This window comes from Pseudoalteromonas sp. SANK 73390, assembly GCF_054966645.1.
Map to the genome: position 1 here is coordinate 41,949 of NZ_ARPN01000110.1, position 20,689 is coordinate 62,637.

19 protein-coding genes are annotated in these 20,689 nt (G+C 42.8%); 9 read left to right on the forward strand and 10 right to left on the reverse strand.

Going from position 1 to position 20,689, the window contains the following annotated elements:
• Positions 1-44 precede the first annotated feature (44 nt).
• The 6 genes from SANK73390_RS15455 to lptM all read right to left on the reverse strand — a co-directional run bounded on the left by SANK73390_RS15455 (position 45) and on the right by lptM (position 4,754).
• Entirely contained in the window at positions 45-743 is a 699-nt protein-coding gene (locus SANK73390_RS15455) for an HAD-IA family hydrolase (protein WP_462767017.1), read from the reverse strand.
• Positions 744-772: 29 nt separating this feature from the next.
• Positions 773-1,714: a tyrosine recombinase XerC gene (gene xerC / locus SANK73390_RS15460; RefSeq protein ID WP_462767018.1), complete on the reverse strand. Its 942-nt coding sequence runs from the start codon at positions 1,712-1,714 to the stop codon at positions 773-775.
• Entirely contained in the window at positions 1,711-2,337 is a 627-nt protein-coding gene (locus tag SANK73390_RS15465) for a DUF484 family protein (RefSeq protein ID WP_462767019.1), read from the reverse strand. The genes xerC and SANK73390_RS15465 overlap by 4 nt, the downstream gene beginning before the upstream one ends.
• An 18-nt stretch (positions 2,338-2,355) precedes the next feature.
• Positions 2,356-3,186, reverse strand: coding sequence for a diaminopimelate epimerase (gene dapF / locus SANK73390_RS15470; protein ID WP_462767021.1), 831 nt, complete (start codon positions 3,184-3,186; stop codon positions 2,356-2,358).
• A gap of 65 nt (positions 3,187-3,251) precedes the next feature.
• Positions 3,252-4,505: a diaminopimelate decarboxylase gene (lysA, locus tag SANK73390_RS15475; protein WP_462767022.1), complete on the reverse strand. Its 1,254-nt coding sequence runs from the start codon at positions 4,503-4,505 to the stop codon at positions 3,252-3,254.
• Positions 4,506-4,754 (reverse strand): LPS translocon maturation chaperone LptM, encoded by a 249-nt coding sequence (gene lptM, locus SANK73390_RS15480; RefSeq protein WP_462767024.1) that lies wholly within the window; start codon positions 4,752-4,754, stop codon positions 4,506-4,508. It lies immediately after the preceding gene.
• 72 nt (positions 4,755-4,826) lie between these two features.
• On the opposite strand from lptM, the gene cyaY reads away from it, so the two are divergent.
• From cyaY to add, 7 genes are all read left to right on the forward strand, one after another.
• On the forward strand, positions 4,827-5,147 hold the full coding sequence (gene cyaY, locus SANK73390_RS15485) for an iron donor protein CyaY (protein ID WP_261627007.1): 321 nt from the start codon (positions 4,827-4,829) through the stop codon (positions 5,145-5,147).
• A complete protein-coding gene (locus tag SANK73390_RS15490) occupies positions 5,147-5,800 on the forward strand; it encodes an alpha/beta hydrolase (RefSeq protein WP_462767026.1) in 654 nt (217 codons plus the stop codon). The genes cyaY and SANK73390_RS15490 overlap by 1 nt, the downstream gene beginning before the upstream one ends.
• A gap of 15 nt (positions 5,801-5,815) precedes the next feature.
• A complete protein-coding gene (locus SANK73390_RS15495) occupies positions 5,816-6,667 on the forward strand; it encodes a DUF2914 domain-containing protein (protein ID WP_462767028.1) in 852 nt (283 codons plus the stop codon).
• A gap of 20 nt (positions 6,668-6,687) precedes the next feature.
• A complete protein-coding gene (gene hemC, locus SANK73390_RS15500) occupies positions 6,688-7,623 on the forward strand; it encodes a hydroxymethylbilane synthase (protein WP_462767030.1) in 936 nt (311 codons plus the stop codon).
• The gene (locus tag SANK73390_RS15505; RefSeq protein WP_462767031.1) at positions 7,623-9,428 is read left to right on the forward strand and encodes a uroporphyrinogen-III C-methyltransferase; all 1,806 of its coding nucleotides are present in this window, start codon (positions 7,623-7,625) and stop codon (positions 9,426-9,428) included. Before hemC ends, SANK73390_RS15505 begins: the two co-directional genes overlap by 1 nt.
• Positions 9,425-10,534: a heme biosynthesis HemY N-terminal domain-containing protein gene (locus SANK73390_RS15510; protein ID WP_462767032.1), complete on the forward strand. Its 1,110-nt coding sequence runs from the start codon at positions 9,425-9,427 to the stop codon at positions 10,532-10,534. The genes SANK73390_RS15505 and SANK73390_RS15510 overlap by 4 nt, the downstream gene beginning before the upstream one ends.
• Before the next feature lie 299 nt (positions 10,535-10,833).
• Positions 10,834-11,826: an adenosine deaminase gene (gene add / locus SANK73390_RS15515; protein ID WP_462767034.1), complete on the forward strand. Its 993-nt coding sequence runs from the start codon at positions 10,834-10,836 to the stop codon at positions 11,824-11,826.
• 178 nt (positions 11,827-12,004) lie between these two features.
• Here the strand turns inward: add and fre are convergent, their stop codons facing one another.
• The gene (gene fre / locus SANK73390_RS15520; RefSeq protein ID WP_462767037.1) at positions 12,005-12,718 is read right to left on the reverse strand and encodes an NAD(P)H-flavin reductase; all 714 of its coding nucleotides are present in this window, start codon (positions 12,716-12,718) and stop codon (positions 12,005-12,007) included.
• 76 nt (positions 12,719-12,794) lie between these two features.
• Positions 12,795-14,270: a 4-hydroxy-3-polyprenylbenzoate decarboxylase gene (ubiD, locus tag SANK73390_RS15525; RefSeq protein ID WP_462767040.1), complete on the reverse strand. Its 1,476-nt coding sequence runs from the start codon at positions 14,268-14,270 to the stop codon at positions 12,795-12,797.
• A 168-nt stretch (positions 14,271-14,438) separates the two neighbouring features.
• Between ubiD and SANK73390_RS15530 the strand changes: the two genes are divergently transcribed.
• Positions 14,439-17,039, forward strand: coding sequence for a sensor domain-containing protein (locus SANK73390_RS15530; protein WP_462767043.1), 2,601 nt, complete (start codon positions 14,439-14,441; stop codon positions 17,037-17,039).
• Positions 17,040-17,121: 82 nt separating this feature from the next.
• Here SANK73390_RS15530 and SANK73390_RS15535 read toward each other — a convergent pair whose 3' ends face one another.
• Positions 17,122-18,516 (reverse strand): M20/M25/M40 family metallo-hydrolase, encoded by a 1,395-nt coding sequence (locus SANK73390_RS15535; protein WP_462767045.1) that lies wholly within the window; start codon positions 18,514-18,516, stop codon positions 17,122-17,124.
• A gap of 158 nt (positions 18,517-18,674) precedes the next feature.
• Here SANK73390_RS15535 and dbpA point away from each other — a divergent pair, with 158 nt between their 5' ends.
• Positions 18,675-20,060: an ATP-dependent RNA helicase DbpA gene (gene dbpA, locus SANK73390_RS15540; protein ID WP_462767048.1), complete on the forward strand. Its 1,386-nt coding sequence runs from the start codon at positions 18,675-18,677 to the stop codon at positions 20,058-20,060.
• Here dbpA and SANK73390_RS15545 read toward each other — a convergent pair.
• A complete protein-coding gene (locus SANK73390_RS15545; RefSeq protein WP_462767050.1) occupies positions 20,053-20,637 on the reverse strand; it encodes a DNA-J related domain-containing protein in 585 nt (194 codons plus the stop codon). The two genes, dbpA and SANK73390_RS15545, sit on opposite strands and share 8 nt — an antisense overlap.
• Between the last annotated feature and the right edge of the window lie 52 nt (positions 20,638-20,689).

The following is a 20,689-nucleotide window of genomic DNA, read 5'->3' on the forward strand; positions in this document are numbered from 1 at the left end:
GAATACCGCCGTTACGCGGCGGTATTAAACCGCCATATTATGCGTTATAGGATATTTAACTGTTTGATATTGCTTATTTCTATATCAGCGAGACCTTGGTACTGATATTGGCAGTCTTGGTTATTTAGCCAAACGCTATGGCATTTTGCATTATTCGCGCCTTGAACATCGGTATCCAGATTATCGCCAATATGAAGCATGTTTGAGTGCTTGACGTTTAATTGCCTTGCGGCGTTATCGAACAGGTCGGGGTAAGGTTTAGCACGGCCATCTTTTCCTGCCTGTAGCACCAGTGAAAATACCCCTGCGAGGTTAAACTTATCGACTTCTACATTACCGTTGGTTATCGCTATTAAGGTATAGCGCTGTTTTAAATCAGCGAGCAGCGTTAAAACACTTGGGCAAACTACGATTTGGCTTCGAGCTTGAGCAAAGGCTGCATAGGCTTGCTTTGTATGCATTGTGGCTTGAGCGTGATTAAAACCACATGCCAATAAACCAATATAAAGTGCCTGTTGCCGCCATGCCGTGACATCATGGGCAAGTTCAGGTGTTTGTTGTACTGCTTGGTTACGACAGCGAGACCAAAAAGCAGCATCTTGATGAGGCCATTTTGGGATTTGTAATAGATAATTGGCCTGTGCTTGCAGTGCAGCGCGAATAATAGGATGGTTGTTATATAAGGTATCGTCTAAATCAAAGCTGAGTACTTTAATTTTGCTAATAGCACGGTTAAATCGCATGGTTATTGGCCCATTTTTTATGTTGCTGTTTAATCTTTGCTTTGGCGCTTTTTCGCCCTAGGGTGTGCTTTATCATATACTTTTGCAAGGTGTTGAAAGTCAACGTGGGTATATACTTGTGTTGCAGATAGGCTGGTATGGCCGAGCATTTCTTGAATAGCACGTAAGTCTGCGCTTGATTCAAGCATGTGACTGGCAAAAGAGTGTCGTAATTTATGTGGGTGAATAGGCGTACTAATGCCTTGTTTAAGTCCCCATTCTTTCATTCTTTCGCGCACATGGCGAATAGAGATACGTTGCTTTCGCCGACTTAAAAATACCGCCACTTCACCTTCACTAGCAAATTGTGGTCTTACTTGTAACCAAGCTTCAAGTGCGCTCAGTGCTTTTGAGCCAACAGGAATAACCCGTTCTTTGTTGCCTTTGCCCAGTACGCGCACTTCACCTTCACGCACATCGCCGATATTGACATTAACCAGTTCACTCACCCGAAGTCCACTTGAATACATCAACTCCATCATGGCTTTATCTCTTATTGCAAGCGCATCATCAGCATTAATTGATAGCAATTGTGCCATCTGATCTACATCGAGGTTTTTCGGTAAGGGCTTATCAAATTTTGGGCCTTTTATGCCTTCGCCAGGGTTGGTGATTGGCGTTGCTTGTTCGTGCTTGGCTTTTAAAAATTTATATAAACTGCGAATACAACTGAGTTTAAGGTTTATACTGCGTGGATTATATTGTTGAGCACGTAGTTTCATACTAAAACGGCGGATCATGTCGCTACTGACCGTTAACCAGCTTGTTGTTTGCATAGAAAAATAATCTGCTGCTTGTCGTAATTGCAGGCGGTATTGGCTGAGGGTATGCGCAGAATATTGCTTTTCGTAGCGCAGGTGATCCATAAAGCTATCGATAGGTTGTAGCCATAGATTATCGAGTTCAGCTGTTTTTGGCATGCTCTGCCTCAAGCTAATGCACTTAGGCGGACATGCAAAGTCGTAACAAACTCTTTCATGAACAAATTATCGTTGTTTGGCGAAAAGTGTTCGGGGTTATCACTGGCAAAGGCAAGTAACGCGCTTGGTTTATTTATATCGCCAATGAGATAGAGCGCCACGGATTGAACATCGTTGTCATTTGGCCAAAGTGTACGCAGCTCATTTTTTGATAAACGACCCAAATAACTGGCATTTTTTTTAAGGCGAGCACTAACCAGTTCACTGAACTGTTCATGATATGGGAGTAATTGGCAGCTCATAATATTTGCAGGCCGACACAGTGTATCTGTGAGTTGCTTTGCAAGTTCATCAAAGCTTGTACAGTGCCAAAGTTGACGTTGACATTCACTCAATAGCTTAAATATTTGCTCGTTTTCGAGTGCGCTTTGTGCAATCTCATTGAGCTGCTTTTTTAATTCGTTATTTTGTTTTCTAAGCAAGCGCTGTTGTTGTAATGCTAAGTTGGGTAAACCTTGGCTTTTGTCATGTAAGTTCATCTGGAGTAAAACATAAGGGTGTTTGAGTAAAAAGTCGGGGTAATGGCTTAAATAATCACACACTAATTGTTCATTTAGGTCATTTATTTTACTCATGAGACACCTTTTGTGTTGTTACAAAGAGATTTGTCCATCGAACACATGCTCAGCAGGGCCTGTCATTTTTACACTGTGCCCTTCACCTTGCCAGCGTACTTGTAAGGTGCCGCCCGGTAAATCGACACGAACGGTATTGGCTAATTTTTTTTGAGCAATACCAATGGCTACAGCTGCACACGCGCCACTGCCGCAAGCAAGCGTTTCTTGCGCACCACGCTCCCAAACTCTTAACTTTATATGCCCTTCATTAATGACTTGCATAAAACCAACATTGGCACGTTCAGGAAAGCGTTCGTGGTTTTCAAGCAAAGGCCCTAATGTTTCAACTTCGGCATCAGCAATATCATCTACTTCAATTACGCAATGTGGATTGCCCATTGAGACTACACCACAAAAAACGGTGTGTTCATCAGCCCGCATAATGTAGGTGAGTTCAGGTTTACTAGCTTTAAATGGAATACTACTGGGTGCAAAATGTGGGCCACCCATATTGACCGTCACTTGGCCGTCTTTTTCTGAATATAGCGTAATATTGCCAGATTTGGTGGAAACACAAACCTTATGGCGATTGGTTAGGCCTTTCATGCGAACGAATCTGGCAAAACAGCGTGCGCCGTTACCGCACTGCTCAACTTCGGTGCCATCGGCATTAAAAATACGGTAATGAAAGTCGAGCTCAGGTGAATAAGGTGCTTCAACCATCAGTAGTTGATCAAAACCCACACCAAAGTTTCTATCAGCGAGCTTTTTGATTTGATCTCGAGACAAAAATACATTTTGGGTGATGTTGTCAACCACCATAAAGTCATTGCCCAAGCCATGCATTTTAGAAAAATTTACAAACATAATGTTCTAATACAACTCCTAATGCGTTTACTTTGCCATGCTAAGGGCGCCGCGTCATTAATAAATTAAGGTAGCAGGTGTTCACCTTGCCATAATGACGACAGTGATTCTCTTTGTCTTATTACATAGCAAGTGTCACCATCTACCATCAGTTCAGCAACACGTGGGCGAGAATTATAATTTGAACTCATCGTAAAGCCATAAGCCCCAGCGCTGCGCTGCGCGAGTAAATCACCTTCTTGGATGGCTAATAGGCGATTTTTACCAAGAAAATCACCTGTTTCACATACTGGCCCTACGACATCATAAGCATGTATTGGGGTATCGTCATCTCGCGGGTTAACAGCGATAATACTTTGCCATGCTTGATATAATGAAGGTCTGAGCATATCGTTCATGCCCGCATCAACAATGGCAAAGTGTTTATCTTGAGAGCGTTTTAAGTATTCGACCTTGGTGACCAAAATGCCTGCATTAGCCGCAATTGCACGACCCGGCTCAAATACCAGCTCTAAGTGCGGGTATTGCGTGAGGCGTGCTTTTACTTGCGCGGCATAAGCGCTTGGATGTGGCGGCTTTTCGCTATCATAGGGTACGCCTAAGCCACCGCCAATGTCTAAGTGTTGTAATTCAATTCCAGCACTTTTGAGCTGTTCAATCAGTGCGATTACTTTGTCTAATGCCGCTAAAAATGGGTCTACCTCAGTTAACTGCGAGCCAATATGAAAATCAACACCAACCACATCAATACTTGGCAGCGCATAAGCAAGTTGGTAAACCTCAAATGCTTGTTTTATATCAATACCAAATTTATTTTCTTTTAATCCGGTGGAAATATAGGGGTGGGTTTTGGCATCAATGTCAGGGTTTACACGAATAGAAACGCGGGCAGGCACTCCCATATCAGTTGCCACTTCACTAATGCGCTTTAGTTCAGGGGTTGACTCAACGTTAAAGCATTTAATGTTGTGCTTAAGCGCAAACGCAATTTCATCCGCTGTTTTTGCAACGCCTGAAAATACCACTTTATCGGTATCTCCACCGGCCTCTATTACTCTTGCCAGTTCACCTTTAGAGACAATATCAAAACCAGCACCTAAGCGAGCCAACACGTTAAGTACGGCAATGTTTGAGTTAGCTTTTACAGCATAACAAACAAGGTGGGGGTGGCCTTTTGCTGCATCGGTAAATGCATGATAGTGTCGTTCTAAGGTTTTTCGTGAGTAGATATAACAAGGTGTGCCATGTTGCTTTGCAATATCGGCGACACGCATTTGCTCTGCAAATAGTTGTTTATCTTGGTATTGAAAAAAATCCATCTAACCTTCCTGCTGCTTGATTTGGGTCTGGGTATCTTGTGTTGGCTCAGCGTTTGGCTTGGGTTGAACTTTGTTGGTTTGCTTTGTACTTTGTTTGTCGGGCAAATAAAGAGGTCCGCTTTGCCCGCAGCCAACTAACATAAGCGTAGTGAAAATTACGAAAAAGAATAAGCTAGATTGAGAGAGTGTCGCTTTCATTAGATTAATGGTGTCTGTGCCTTTATAATCGCAGAGTAACAGAATTCGCAAAAAAAGCAGCTATTGTGGGCAAGTATTTTCTTCCTTCTATAGCTAAAACTTTGTACAAATGAGGGATACCGAATGACTGATTCCGAGTACCATGAACTGGCTGAAGCCTTGATGTTCACCATAGAAGAGCAAATTGACGATTGTGATGCTGACTTAGATTATGAGTCTGCAGCAGGTATTTTAGAAATAATTTTTGCTGATAAAAGTAAAATAGTGATCAATAAGCAAGCGCCTTTGCAACAGGTATGGGTGGCAACTAAGTTTAATGGTCATCATTTTGAACTTCATGGCGACAAATGGATTGATAATCGCTCAGGCGCAGAGTTTTGGCAGTTTATGTGTGATGCGGCGACCCGCCAAGCAGGCTCAACTATTGTATGGCAGCATAGCTAATGTTGCCATTTGTAGAGTACGCTGCAAAAGGCGAGCACACAGCCAGCATTATTTGGCTACATGGCCTTGGCGATTCAGGTGAAGGTTTTTTACCAATTGCCCCAGAGCTAAAATTGCCTGATGATTTGGGTGTACGGTTTATTTTTCCTCATGCACCAGAGCAAGCTGTGACGATTAATGGCGGTATGATTATGCGTGCGTGGTATGACATAAAATCATTAGATTTAAATAATCGTGCAGATGAAAGTGGTGTAAAAGCATCAGCTAAAGCGGTTGAAGCGCTAATTCAAGCTGAGTTGGATAAGGGGATTGCCGCCGAAAGAATTATTTTGGCTGGTTTTTCACAAGGGGGGGTTATTGCTCTGCATCTAGCGCCGCGCTTAGCATTTAAAGTGGGTGGTGTTATGGCATTATCAACCTATATGTGTGCACCACAAAAACTGGTTGATGAAGCAGTGCAACCCGATTTAAATATTTTTATGGCACATGGTAGTCACGATCCGGTGGTGAGCATGTCTGCTGGGCTGCTGGCTCGAGATACCTTGCAGCATCAAGGTTATCAGGTAAGCTGGCAAGATTACCCGATGGAACATCAAGTATGTTATGAAGAACTCGTCGCAATACGTGAATGGCTAATGGCGACACTGTCTTAATTAGGAGCTGCAACAATGACACAAAGGATCGTTATTAAAACGGCGGTAAATAGAGTCCCACAGACAAACGCTAAAGTAAGTTATCAATGGCATTGGCGGCGAATATTTATGGCTTCTAGTGTGGTGTTATTGTTTGCAGTTGCTGTAATGTACGGGCTGATGAATTCGGTTAATGCTGATGAAATACAACCTGAACAGACTAGCGTTAAGGCTAAGCTGCTTTCTCAAGTTCCAGTGCACGTCAACTCTACTGCAATAAGTGACATAATTGTACCGCTTGAGTCTGAGCAACAGACTGAGGTGTCACAGCAATTAGAACAACAACTTGTTGCGAAAACAGCTCAGCCATTAACGTCGACTAACTTTGATGGGGTAGACCGGCCATATTTGGAGTCAAGTGATGGGTCAGAGAGGGCTATTGATGCTTCTACTGACGCTGACCAAGACGTGTTTGATGCGCAAGAAACAGAGAATGTCTTTGCCGAGCATGCAACTATCACTAATGTGGCCTTAGGCGCACAGATTGATAGTAATTTAGTATCACGCGCAGTATTGACAACAGGTGTGGTCAACAGGGAGCCCATTGATGTACTTAACGATAATTTAGAGCGCACAAAGTTTGCAGAAAAATTATTTTTCTTTACGGAAATTAATAATATGCAGGACCAAACCGTACAGCACTTGTGGTTTCATCAAGACCAGCTTATGGCTGAAATTCCACTGTCTATTAGTGCAGTTCGCTTTCGTACATTCTCGAGTAAAAATATTATGCCAAGCCAAACAGGGCCATGGCGAGTGGAAGTAGTGACTGAGCAAGGGCAGCTTCTGGCACAAAAATCTTTTCGAATTATTTCATCGGCCGACTAATTGGCTAACAAAGGTTAATCATGACACAACAACATACTTTGCGTATCGCAACCAGAAAAAGTGCACTGGCATTATGGCAAGCTGAATTTGTAAAAGCGCAGTTGATGCATTTTCATCCAGAACTGAATGTAGAGTTGGCTCCCATGTCTACACAAGGCGATATTATTTTAGACACGCCGCTGGCAAAAATTGGCGGTAAAGGACTATTTGTTAAAGAGCTTGAGCAAGCCATGTTGGATGGTCGTGCGGATATTGCTGTGCACTCTATGAAAGACGTACCGGTTGAGTTTCCACAAGGGCTTGAGCTATATACCATCTGTGAACGAGAAGACCCACGAGATGCATTTGTGTCTAATACTTATAAAGATATTGAATCGCTGCCACAGGGGGCTGTGGTGGGTACATCTAGCTTACGTCGCCAATGCCAAATTAAAGCGCTACGCCCAGATTTAGATATTCGCGACCTACGCGGCAATGTTAATACACGCTTGGCAAAGCTCGATAATGGTGACTATGATGCCATTATTCTAGCCGCCGCAGGCTTGATAAGATTAGAAATGCCAGAGCGTATTGCCAGTTTCATTGAGCCAGAGCAATCATTACCCGCCAATGGACAAGGAGCTGTGGGTATTGAATGTCGTAGTGATGATGCATTAACTAAACGCTTACTTTCACCGCTTGAGCATACCGAAACACGTATACGCGTGCTTGCAGAGCGTGCGATGAATCGCCGTTTAGAAGGTGGTTGTCAGGTGCCAATTGGTGCTTTTGCGCAGGTGAATGGTGAGCAAGTCTTTTTACGCGGTTTGGTTGGGGCGTTAGATGGTAGTGAAATATTACGAGCGCAAGTGACAGGTTCAAGTGAACAGGCAGAGCAATTGGGTGTTGAACTTGCTGAAGAGCTGCTCAAGCAAGGGGCAGATAAAATTCTTGCCGAAGTTTATAAAAACGCCTAATGATGCGAATTGCTATTACTCGCCCTGAGGGTAAAGGACTGCAACTTTCACAGTTGCTGAATCAGCAAGATATTTACAATGTACACACTCCGGTGTTGCGTATTGTACCTTGTGAGCTCAGCCCCAATGAGTTAGCACCATTGCAAGAGGCTGACATCATTGTGTTTATTTCACAAGATGCGGTTAGGCAGTTGGCATCACGAGTAAATACTTTACCACAAAATGCGCAATTATTTGCTGTGGGCGAGCAAACAGCACTGGCTATTCACGCACATTTTTCTCGCCATGCTATCACGCCAAAACAACAAGATTCAGAAGGGCTATTAGCGCTAGCTCAATTACAACAGCTAGAGACAAAGCAAGTCGTGTTGGTAAAAGGGCAAGGTGGACGCGCACTATTAGCCAAAACAATGAAGCAGCGTGGAGCCATTTTAAATATGTGCGCTGTATACAAACGCGTTGCGCAACAAAGCACCTCCGATGTCTGGTTAGACCACTGGCGAAGTGAACAGATTGACGGTATAGTCATAACCAGCAACGCAGCGATAGATGCAATATTTAATTGCCAGCATACTGAAAATTTAATGTGGTTGAAAACACGCCTCTTCTTTTTGGTAAGCCAGCGCAGTGCTAGCTATTTAGAAGACTCCTACGGGGTGGAATCGCAACACATTCATGTTGCCAGTGGGCCAGGTGATCTGGCGATATTTACCAGTATAGTGCCAAACCAACATCAGCAAGGTAGCCATATGAGCGAGCAAAACACGCAATCTGAACCTGTACAGCAACACGTTGAGCCACCAGCAACTCAACCAGTTTTTAAACAAAAAGTCAGCAAATTAGCAGTGTTAGCTTTGCTGGTTGCAATGGTTGGCGGCGCAGCTACAACAGGGTTGATTATTCATGGCCAACAGATAAGCGATAAAACTTATGCTGCATTGGCTCAGCTTCGTGCTGATAATACACAGCTGAGTGAGCAATTAAAGCAAACTCAAGCGCAATTGATTGGTTTAAAACAACAACAATTGCAAGTGAATAAAAATATTGAGCAACAACTGGCCTTACAAACGCAAACGGTTGATGCACAGTTGCAAGCGGCTCTATCACAAGCAAAACAGCAGATTAGCCCAGCATTAAACAGCGAAGTACACTACTTACAGCGTATGGCGCAGTTTAAAGCCAATGCAGAGCAAGACTACCAAGGTGCCATCGCGGTGTTACAACGTTTATATCAAGTCGTACAAAACGAAGCGGATAATACAACATTGTTAAGCGCAATAGCGACAGATATTGCCACTTTACAAGCGCAGCCTAAACCTGCTTTTGAGGCGCTTTACATGCAACTACATGGAATGTTGCAGCAAGTTGATGATTTAGCTTTGAAAACGTTGCAATTGCCAGAGCCGAAGCAGCAAATTGATAATCAGCTATCCGGCGATGTGGGTGACTTTAAAAGTAATTTTAAGAAAACTTGGCAAGCTCTAGTGGATGATTTCATACAAGTGAGAACGCGAGAAGTCGCTGTGATAGACCCGCTTTTAGATGCAGAGCAACAACAGCTGTTGAGAGCGCAACTGCGAAGTCACCTTTCACAAGCTCAAACCGCACTTATGGATAAACAAGCCAGTATTTTTTTTAGCGCATTAGAATCGGCTGAAGCAACCTTAGTGCAGTTTTATAATCCACAAGACAGTGCTGTGCAATCAATGCAAACGAGTTTAGTAGCGCTACAGCAAGCACCACTGAAGTTCAGTTCGCAAATTAATTTACAATCGGCGACGGCAGTTAAGGAGTGGCTACAATGATTAAAGCACTCATGGTGATAGCCATCGTTGCTTTAGCTATGGCTGCGGGGCATTTGCTGATTGATGAAAAAGGCTATGTACTCATTGCCTTTAATGATACAACGATAGAGGGCACTATTGTTGCCTTTGTTATTATGCTGCTGATAACCGTGTTTGGCTCATGGCTGATACTTAAAGTACTAACATTTAGTTGGAGATTGTATCGTTCAACGACCGGGCACTTTAGTAATAAAAAGCACGCTAAGTCTGAGCAGGCGCTCACTGATGCTATTTGGGGAGTACTCAATGATGATGCGCATATGGTGCAAAGTGCTTTTGCAAAGGTGAATGCACCGACTCAGTGGCAAGATCACCAGCATGGGTTGCTTGCTAAAGCTGCATTGCAATCTGGCGAACAAGCGCAAGCTTTACAACATTTGCAAGCTATGTCAGATGATGCACAAGCACAAGTGCCTAAATTATGGTTAAATGCCAACCAATCTGAGCAAGCTTTGGCATTGCTATCTCAACCAATGCAACAGAAAAAGCCGAACGCTGCGGCAGTGAGTAATTACTTAGAAGGTTTATTGCATGAGCAGCAGTTAGCACAAGTCGTGAGTACTTTATCGAGTAAGCATAAGCAGCTGGATTTGAGTGAGCCCCAATGGCATGGGTTTTTTAAGCGCTTTTTCGACACAGCAAAGCAAGAAGCGACAAGTTTTTTTGCGCAATTGCCTAAAGCTGTTCAAGCACACGCTCAGCTAGCTTATCTTCAGAGCGTCGTCAATCAGGGCAAGTTATCCAATGTGCATGAGGTGCTGATCAGGTTACTTAAAAAGGGCCAATATAAGCAGTTAGCTCAGGTATTATCCCATGCCAAAGGAGCGGATGTAAAACTGACGCAAGCAATTCAAACAAGTTTAAAAAAACAGCCAGAACACAGTGAATTGTTATTTTGCTTAGCTTGTATGGCGAATGCAGAAGGAGACTTCGAATTAGCTGCAAAAATATTTGCTAGTTTACCAGAGCAAGACTGGCAAAGTTACTGGATAGACCCTGCACTGCATAGTTTTGAGCAAACAGGGCAATTTAAGCGGGCCTATCAACTGACCCGTCATCAGTGGTAAATTATTTTTAAGCCAGCGAAATGCTGGCTTTTTTGTACTTGCATAAATAGCAAGCAGTGTTATACCAATCGACATAAGTATTTAATCAATTTTTAGAATTAAATTTCACGCTAACTGCGTTAGAAATTTACCATTTAGAGTAACTAAATAGCAAAATTTCTGCCTTGTTATCGAGCAATTTTTTTAACTAAAAATAGACGCCTTTTTAAGGCGATTGGTATGAAAAATGGACATGTGTCCTTGATATTTATCTATGGGTGCGTATGATCCCAAAAATTTTATCTGCAGCCGAGTGACCTATGATCAATAAAACCTTACCTTTGCTTGATTTACACCGCCACCTTGATGGAAATGTACGTGCTAGTACAATTTTAGAGCTTGGCCAGAAATTTAACTTACCCCTGCCAGCACATGATTTAGAAGGGCTGCGTGAGCATGTGCAAGTAATAGATAATGCGCCTGATCTCATGTCATTTTTGGCGAAGTTAGACTGGGGTGTCAAAGTACTGGGTGATTATGATGCATGCCGGCGTATTGCCATGGAGAATGTGGCAGATGCACAAGCTCAAAATCTTGACTATACCGAGCTGCGTTTTAGCCCTTATTACATGGCACAAAGCCATAATCTACACCCACAAGGCGTGACGGAAGCGGTGATTGATGGCGTAAAAGCAGCCACTCAAGGCCAACATATTAAAGTAAATCTAATCGGCATAATGTCCAGAACCTATGGCGTAGAAAAGTGTCAGTATGAACTCGATGCACTCTTGGCATGTAAGAATGATTTGGTCGCTGTTGACCTTGCAGGTGATGAAATAGGTTATCCAGGGGAGCTTTTTATTGAGCATTTTAAACAAGTGCACAATGCATACTTAGGGGCAACGATTCATGCAGGTGAAGCGCGTGGCGCTCAAAGTATTTGGCAAGCTATCAAAGAGCTGGGTGCAACCCGTATCGGTCATGGTGTTAAAGCCATTGAAGACCCTAAACTTATGGATTACTTACGCGATAGTCGTATTGGTATTGAATCTTGCTTAACCAGTAATATTTTAACCAGTACGGTGAGCAGCTTAGAAACGCATCCGCTAAAGCAGTTTTTAACTCATAATATATTGGCATGTATAAATACTGACGACCCAGCTGTACAAGGTATTGAATTAGAATATGAATATCAAGTAGCAGCGCCCAAAGCGGGTTTAACCCAAGCTGATATTGAACAGACACAGCGTAATGCGCTAGAAATAGCTTATCTAAGTGACTGCGACAAGCAGGCGTTAATCGCACATTATTAGAGTGGTTAGGAACATATAAAAAACGCGCCAACTGGCGCGCTTTTTATATCGATGAGATTGTACCAATGTTATTAAAGCATTGATTATTTTAGCGAGCTAAATGACTCATGCAGAATAACTATGTACTGAAATTTTGCCATGCTACTCGGTCATTTATCTATCAGTATTAGCTGATAATTTATTTAATAAACGCAAACGCGTCTGCATACATGTGCTCGCGCTCAGCACCGTGATTGATAAAGTCGTCACGTACAATGCCAATCATGTCAAAGCGACCAGCCATATAAATACAGTAAGGTTCAAGTGAAACAATGTCTTTCATTACGGCCTTATGGACATAGCCGGTATGACCACTCCAAGAGTCTGACGCATTTTCAATCACAGGAATAAACTGAAAGTTTTTACGGCTGGCAGCCCAAGCTTCCATTTCTTGCTTTGCATACAATGCCGATGCCTCTTTCACTCCCCAGTAAAATAGTACTGGTTGGTCAAAATTGATTTCAGCCAGGTGATCGGCCATTGATTTTACATAAGAGAAACCAGTACCTCCTGCAAGTAATACAATGGGGCGCTGCTTATCAACACGTAATTGAGATACGCCTAAACCAACTTCAAGTGTCACTGAGGTATTGTTTGCATGCGCATCTCGTAAATGTTCAAGAGATTGCATTGCATATGAATCAGCGCCAGAGGCACCGATGTGCAACTCTAACTCATCGTGTAAAGAAGGACTGCTGGCGATAGAAAAAGCTCGCTTATCTTTTTCACCTAACACTAATTGTAAATAGTGGCCTGCTTCAAATGTCACAGCCTCATCAGGCTTAAGTGTCACTTTGTGAACAAATTCTGTAAGTGGGCTAATCGCGGTCACTTGCGCTTTTACTAATTGCATATTCTACCTTTCGCACGGCGGTTAATTTTATCACTGTATAAAGTATCGGCACTTTATCACAGCCTTTAAGGTTATCCTATTGCTTGACTTTAATGCCTAGGCTGTCCCAAATCTCGTCTACACGTTGTTTTGTGGTGTCATCCATTACAATGGGCTCTCCCCATTCTCGGTCGGTTTCTCCAGCCCATTTATTGGTTGCATCTAAGCCCATTTTTGAACCTAGTCCTGAAACGGGTGAGGCGAAATCTAGATAATCTATTGGCGTATTATCAATTAGCGTTGTGTCTCGGGTTGGGTCCATTCTGGTGGTGATGGCCCAAATCACATCATTCCAATCTCTGGCATTGACATCATCATCACATACTATCACAAACTTGGTATACATAAATTGTCTAAGGAAAGACCAAACACCCATCATTACGCGCTTTGCATGACCTGGATATTGCTTCTTCATAGTCACTATCGCCATACGGTATGAGCACCCTTCAGGCGGTAAGTAAAAATCTACAATTTCGGGGAACTGCTTTTGTAAAATTGGTACAAACACTTCGTTTAGTGCAACCCCTAAAATTGCAGGCTCGTCAGGCGGGCGGCCTGTGTAGGTGCTGTGATAAATAGGGTCTTGACGGTGGGTAAGGTGAGTGACTGTCATAACAGGGAAGTCATCCACTTCATTGTAGTACCCAGTATGGTCACCATATGGTCCCTCAGGCGCTACTTCACCGGGCATGATATACCCTTCAAGTACTATTTCTGCGTTAGCTGGTACTTGTAAATCGTTGGATAGAGACTTTACAACTTCAGTTTTAGCACCGCGCAACAGTCCTGCAAATGCATATTCGCTAAGGGTGTCAGGCACGGGGGTCACTGCGCCGAGAATAGTGGCAGGGTCAGCGCCTAATGCCACTGATACTGGGTACGGTTCACCAGGGTGTTCTTTACACCATTCTTGAAAGTCCAACGCACCACCGCGGTGAGATAACCAACGCATGATGATTTTATTTTTACCTAACAATTGTTGGCGATAGATGCCTAAGTTTTGACGTTTTTTGTAAGGTCCACGGGTAACGGTTAAACCCCAAGTAATCAGAGGGGCTGCATCACCTGGCCAGCAATGTTGAATGGGCAACTTCGTTAAATCGACATCTTCACCGCTAAGTACAACTTGCTGACAGGGAGCTTTGCGCACTTCTTTGGCTGGCATATTTAGCACTTGCTTATATGCCGGTAACTGACCAAGGGCTTCGCGAATACCTTTAGGGGGTTCTGGTTCTTTTAAAAAAGCCAGTAGTTTGCCAACTTCTCGTAAAGCGCTCACATCATCTTGGCCCATCCCCATGGCGACGCGCTTTGGCGTGCCAAATAAATTGGCTAAAACGGGAATATCAAACCCAACTGGGTTTTCAAATAGCAGAGCCGGGCCGCCAGCTCTGAGTGTGCGGTCGGCTATTTCGGTCATTTCTAGCTTGGTTGAAATAGGCTGAGAAATACGTACTAATTCGCCTTGCGCTTCTAAGCGCGAGATAAAATCTCGCAAGTCTTTATATTTCATTTGATTACTAGACATCTGAATTTGTCATAAGTATAACAAGATGACTTTGAAATGGCAGTAACCTGCGCTTTATTTGATGTTGTGTAATACTTGAAGCTGCCATATGTTTTAAAAGGGTATGCTTTGCTCTATAGTCGGCCTCGAGCCTTAATTTTTGTGGTGGCTAGATTGAAAATTATAAAAACAATCACGTTGTATTTAGCTTTGTATTGTAGCAGTGTGGTTGCACTGTCTTCGCATGACCCCGTTTTTGTGCAACATAGTGCGGTGATGATGGTCATTCACCCTCAGTCGGGTCAGATTATCGCGGCAAACAATTCTGCTGCAAAGTTTTATGGTTATCCGCCTGATGAACTTACGCGCATGCGTATTCAAGATATTAATCAACTTAATGCAGAGCAAGTGGCACAAGAGCGAACGCAAGCATTGGCTGAGGGTCGCAATTATTTTATTTTTCGCCATGAATTAGCTGATGGCTCGCTAAGAACCGTCAGTGTATATTCAACCCCATTTGTTGATGAGAATGGGCGGTCACAGTTGTTATCTGTGATCCATGACATAAGCACCCAGCGAGAGTTGCAAGATTCGCTCTGGTATTATCAAAATAACTTAGAAGAGCAAGTACAGGCTCAAACGCAAGAAATTCAGCAAATAAATAGTATGCGTATGCTGTTATTGGCTTCGACCATCGTTATTTTGTTGGTCTCAATAGCGGTGTTGAGTGTTTTATTTTTACGCTTACGTACAGCCAAACTGCGCTCAGAGGCACAAGGTGCAAGATTAGAAGCCATTTTTAATGGTATTGATGACTTGTTAATTTTTACAGATGAGCATGGCACAATTTTATCTACCAATAAGCGAGTTGCGGATAGGTTTGGCTCTCAAACGCAATGGCTCAATCAATCAATCGCAAAGATGCTAAAAAACAATCCTTGTACGAATGAAAGTTCATGTCATCAAATTCCATATGAGTTGCAGGTTCAAAATCAAATTAGCACCTTCAGTGTAACTAAAAATCCAGTATTAGATATTAATAGGCAGCTACTAGGTTATATTTATGTGTTACAGGACATTAGTGAGCTTTTAGCTCAAGAAAAAGAGCAGCGCTTAGCTCGAACAGTATTTGAGACCACCAGTGAAGGGGTTATGGTGTCAGATAAGAACAACCGTATTCAAATGGTTAATCGTGCCTTTAGTGAAATCACTGGATTTAGCGGTGATGAAGTCATGGGGCAGTCACCTGCTATGTTTAACTCTGGGCATCATGGTCACGCTTATTTTAGTCGGCTGTATCAAACATTAAATGAGCGTGGGCACTGGGAAGGGGAAATTTGGAATCGTCGTAAAAGCGGTGATGTATTTCCTAGTTGGTTACAAGTGTCAGCGGTATTTGACCAACAAGGTGACATTGAGATGTATGTTGCTTTGTTTAACGATATTACTTCCCGTAAGCATCATGAACAAATGATGTGGCAGCAGGCAAATTTTGATACTTTGACTGGTTTAGCCAATCGCCCTCATTACCATGAAAAGTTTGATTTGGCGCTAGAGGTGGCTAAAGAGCAACAAACGCGTTTAGCCATTTGTTTTATTGACTTAGACCGCTTTAAGGCAATCAATGACACTTTGGGGCACCATATTGGCGATCTACTACTGATTGAAGCCGCGCAACGTATTCAAGATTGCACGCGTAGTAGCGATACGGTGGCGCGCCTTGGGGGTGATGAATTTGCCATATTACTCACGGATATTAAGAGTATTCGAGATGTCGAGATGATCGCCAATAAGATTTTACATCAATTAAGTAGTCCGTTTGTACTTGAAGGCCATGATGCTTTTGTATCTGGCAGTATTGGCATTACGTTTTATCCTGACGATGGAGATGATCGTAAAGTGTTACTACGTAATGCGGACAGCGCGATGTATAAAGCCAAAGAGCATGGTCGCAATTGCTTTCAGTTTTATACCAGTGCAATGCATGAAAATGCCAAAGCACGCAGTTTACTTGAAGGGGCGTTGCACAAAGCTCTGCCGAACAAAGAGCTGTCTGTTGTTTATCAGCCTATTCAAGATATGCAAGAGGAACGAATAGGGTGTGAGGCATTGCTACGCTGGCATAGTGAAATACTGGGTGATGTATCACCGATGGAGTTCATTCCTATCAGTGAAGAGCTTGGTCTTATTCTAGCGATGGGTGAGTGGGTGTTATACCAAGCTTGTGCGCAGGCGAAAAGTTGGTATGAACAAAGTAGTAAACCATTTTTTGTGACTGTTAATGTGTCAAGCACCCAGTTCAAACGCCAAGATGTGGCTGTGTTAGTGGCTCAAGTGCTTCGCGATACAGGCTTGCCAGCGAAGAGTCTAACACTTGAAATTACAGAGAATGTACTTGCCGATAACTCAGATCATATCTTAAGGCAGCTGCGCTCATTAAGAGGTATGGGAGTGGAGCTGGCCATTGATGACTTTGGAACTGGTTATTCATCATTGAGTTATCTAAAGCGCTTTCCGCTGTCAAAATTAAAAATTGATAAAGAGTTTATTCAAGACTTACCAAGCGATGCTGAAGACAGAGCATTGGTAAAGGCGATTATTTCTATGGCAGCGAACTTAAACTTGAAGGTTGTTGCTGAAGGGGTTGAAACAGTAGAGCAACTTGGATTACTAAAGCAATTAAACTGTGATTTTACACAAGGCTATTATCACAGTCGACCACTAAGCGCTGAAGATTTTACGGTCTATTTAGCGCGTTTCAATGAGTCACGTTAGTATGTAATTCACTTGTGGCTGAACGCTGCGCTATGAGTAGTTAATTTAAAAACGGTCGCCAGTAAGCGACCGTTTATTAAGTTTATTTACCTTTACCTGTGAGCTTCGTTTTTGCATTTGCAGCCATTATGGCAAAGACAGCGTAAGCGGCAGTATTTTGCTTGAGTTTACGAGGGTCAACCTTATCTAAAGTATCATCAGCGGTATGGTGATAATCAAAGTAATCTGTGCCATTTTGATGCAATGCAAAAATAGGTGCACTGGTTGCTTGGTTAAGTGGGATGAGATCAGGGCCGCCGTGCGCGTTATTAGCATTGACGTATTCAATATTTAGTGGCGCAAGTTGCTGAGCGATAGCTTTGACTACAGGCAGTGCATTAGCGGCAACATTTGACTCAAAGGCATAGACTACATCAGCACCAAAATCAGATTCGGCAGCCGCAACGATATTATCTAATTGTTCTGCATGGCGTTTAAAGTAAGCCTTTGCGCCCCAAAGACCAAGCTCTTCTGCGGCGAATAACACCACTCGAATACTGCGTTTTGGCTGTGCGATTTCACTAATATGTTTAGCAGCAGCTATCGTTAGGGCAACGCCAGCACCATCATCTAAAGCGCCAGTGCCTAAATCCCATGAATCTAAGTGACCGCCAATCAAGACATATTGCTCAGGAAATTGAGACCCTGTAATTTCACCAATCACATTGTAGCTAGTCCCTTCGCCAAGATCCTCAGTTTGGATATTAATATTGACCGCAACTTCGTGGCCGCCATTGATTAGCCTTTCTAATTGATCTGCATCTGGATTGGAAATTGCGGTGTTAGGTATTTTACTAATACCAGCTTGATAACCACTTGCACCGGTATGAGCAAAACGGTGATGGCCTGTACTAACAGAGCGCATCATGTAACCGATAGCCCCTTTTTTAGCAGCTTCCACGGCACCACTACGACGAGCACGTACGGCAGGACCGTAGCCATTACCATCTATATGGCGTTTCATCCGGTAATTAACAAAAGCAATTTTATCTTCAAGGCTATTTTTTGGCGCAGCGACAAGTTCTTCAAGGGTGTCAAACATCACAACAGCAGCGGTAATGCCTTGAGTAGGTGTACCGACGCTATTACCCAATGCAGTTAAACGCAATGCTTGCTTACTTGGAGTTACAATACTTCCCGCTTCATGATGCCTGCGCCAGTGGGGAAAAGTGGCAGGCTCTGTCCAAACTTTGTCAAAACCAAGCGCTTTAAATTGCTGCTGCGCCCACTCAACCGCTTTTTTATCATTCTCACTGCCGGGCAAGCGGGGTCCAACCTCAGTTGTTAAAGACTCTAATAGTTGCCAACTTAAGTTGCTGCTTAGTGCTTGTTCTCTGACATTTTTTACTTGTTTTAATTGTTCAGGTGTAAATTCTTGTACTTGGGCTGTGCCGCAAAGTGGCATGAGGGCACATAATATGGTTAGCAGTTTTTTCATTGGATCCTTTGGCTCGCGGGTATAGGAAATAATCTGCTATTGTCGCACTTTTACAAAGCCCAGCCAAACAAATAGGACTAAATACCGAACTGCTGTGATATTCGTACAGACAGATTTCTGCTAGAATTGTGCATAATTTAATGCATTGAGAAAGACACATGAATACAGCGGCATTTAATACCCTACCGTTAGTACCTGAGTTTTTAGACACCTTGGCTGATTTAGGGTTTAAAAGCATGACGCCTATACAGGCACAAAGCTTGCCAGTGGTTTTATCAGGTAAAGATGTAATAGCACAAGCAAAAACTGGGTCAGGCAAAACGGTTGCGTTTAGCTTAGGTGTTTTATCACGTTTAAATGTAGCGCGTTTTCGCATACAAGGTTTGGTGCTTTGCCCAACGCGAGAGCTGGCAGAGCAAGTTGCAGCTGAAATGCGTAAGCTTGCGCGTGGTATTCACAATATCAAAATTTTAACCTTATGTGGTGGCGTGCCGATTGGACCACAAATAGGGTCATTAGAACATGGTGCTCACATTATTGTAGGTACACCGGGGCGCATAGAAGATCATCTATTTAAGGGCACTCTAAATTTAACTGAAGCAACTAGCTTGGTTCTTGATGAAGCCGATCAAATGTTAGATATGGGTTTTGCCGATGCGCTGGATAATATTGTCTCGTATTTACCAAAACAAAGGCAGACGTTGCTATTTAGTGCAACTTACCAAAAGCGCATTGAAGCCATTGCTGAGCGTGTTATGCATGACCCTCAAATGGTTAAAGTAGAAGAGCAAGTAGTTAATACCAGTATTAAGCAGTTGTTCTTCAAGTTGGATAACAACAAGCTGCGTTTTAATACTCTACGCTTGTTGCTTTTACACCATAAGCCGCAAAGTTGTGTGGTGTTTTGTAATACCAAAGTAGAAACACAAAAAGTGTGTGATGATCTACAAGATGCAGGCTTTAACACTGTGACATTGCATGGAGATTTAGAGCAGCGAGAGCGAGAACAAACATTAGTGTGTTTTGCCAATAAAAGTGCATCTATTCTCGTGGCGACTGATGTTGCAGCTCGTGGTCTAGACATTGATGATATGGATATGGTGATTAACTATCACTTAGCGCATGATGCACAAACCCATGTTCACCGTGTTGGTCGAACTGGCCGTGGTGGAAAGAAAGGCTTAGCTTGTTCTATTTATGGAGAAAGTGAAACGTTTAAAGTGGCTCAGATAGGGGATGTATATGAGCGTGATTTTGAACCATCTCCTGCGCCTTCATTAAATTTACTCGATAAACCCCCTTATAAACCTGACATGATCACCTTACAAGTCGATGGTGGTAAAAAACAAAAGGTACGCCCTGGTGATATTGTGGGAAGCTTAACCGGTGAGCAAGGCATTGCATTTGCACAAATTGGTAAAATCAATGTATTGGACAATACTGCGTATGTTGCCGTGGCTCGTGATGCTGCAAAGCCTGCATTTCGCAAGCTCAGCGAAGGTAAATTGAAAGGCAGAAAGTTTAGAGTACGTCGCGTTAATTAAAGGTTTTCAGGTGCGCTTTAAGTAATTCATATTCATATTTGAGTTGTTTGAAGCGCTCACCATTACCATCAGTTTTATCAGGGTGATGGGTTAGCGCATGCTGTCGCCAGCTTTTCTTCAATTCTAACGCTTTATAAGGGTAACTTAATTGCCATTGCTGGCAAATCGATTGTATTTGATCTTCGGTAGTAAGTATTGTGGGCTTTACTCGAGTGAACTTTTGCCAAAAACTATCCAATAACTCGATCACGTCTTGCTCACTTGTTTCATAATTTGTCCAATCTAGATAGTATGATCGTAATGCGTCATGGGCTTGTGGTGTATTTTTTTCCAACTCGGTGAGCTGAATATGCATACTACTCACGCTTAAGTAAAACCCTTCATTAATTAATTCTTGTTGTAGTTGATATAGCGCATTCATAATTAAAAAGTTTCTTTTAAACAAATCTTTATGAGGGTCTTTGTCTAATTGAGATAGATTTTTGCTGATATTTAAAGTTGTACTTATGGTGTGTACTTTGTGTACATATTGGTCTGAGACCACCATGAAAATAGCATCGATAAGGGGGTTGAGCATTGTTCCACCATTTGAGTTAGTGTATCTTCAGCATAGCATTATTTTTGTTTAA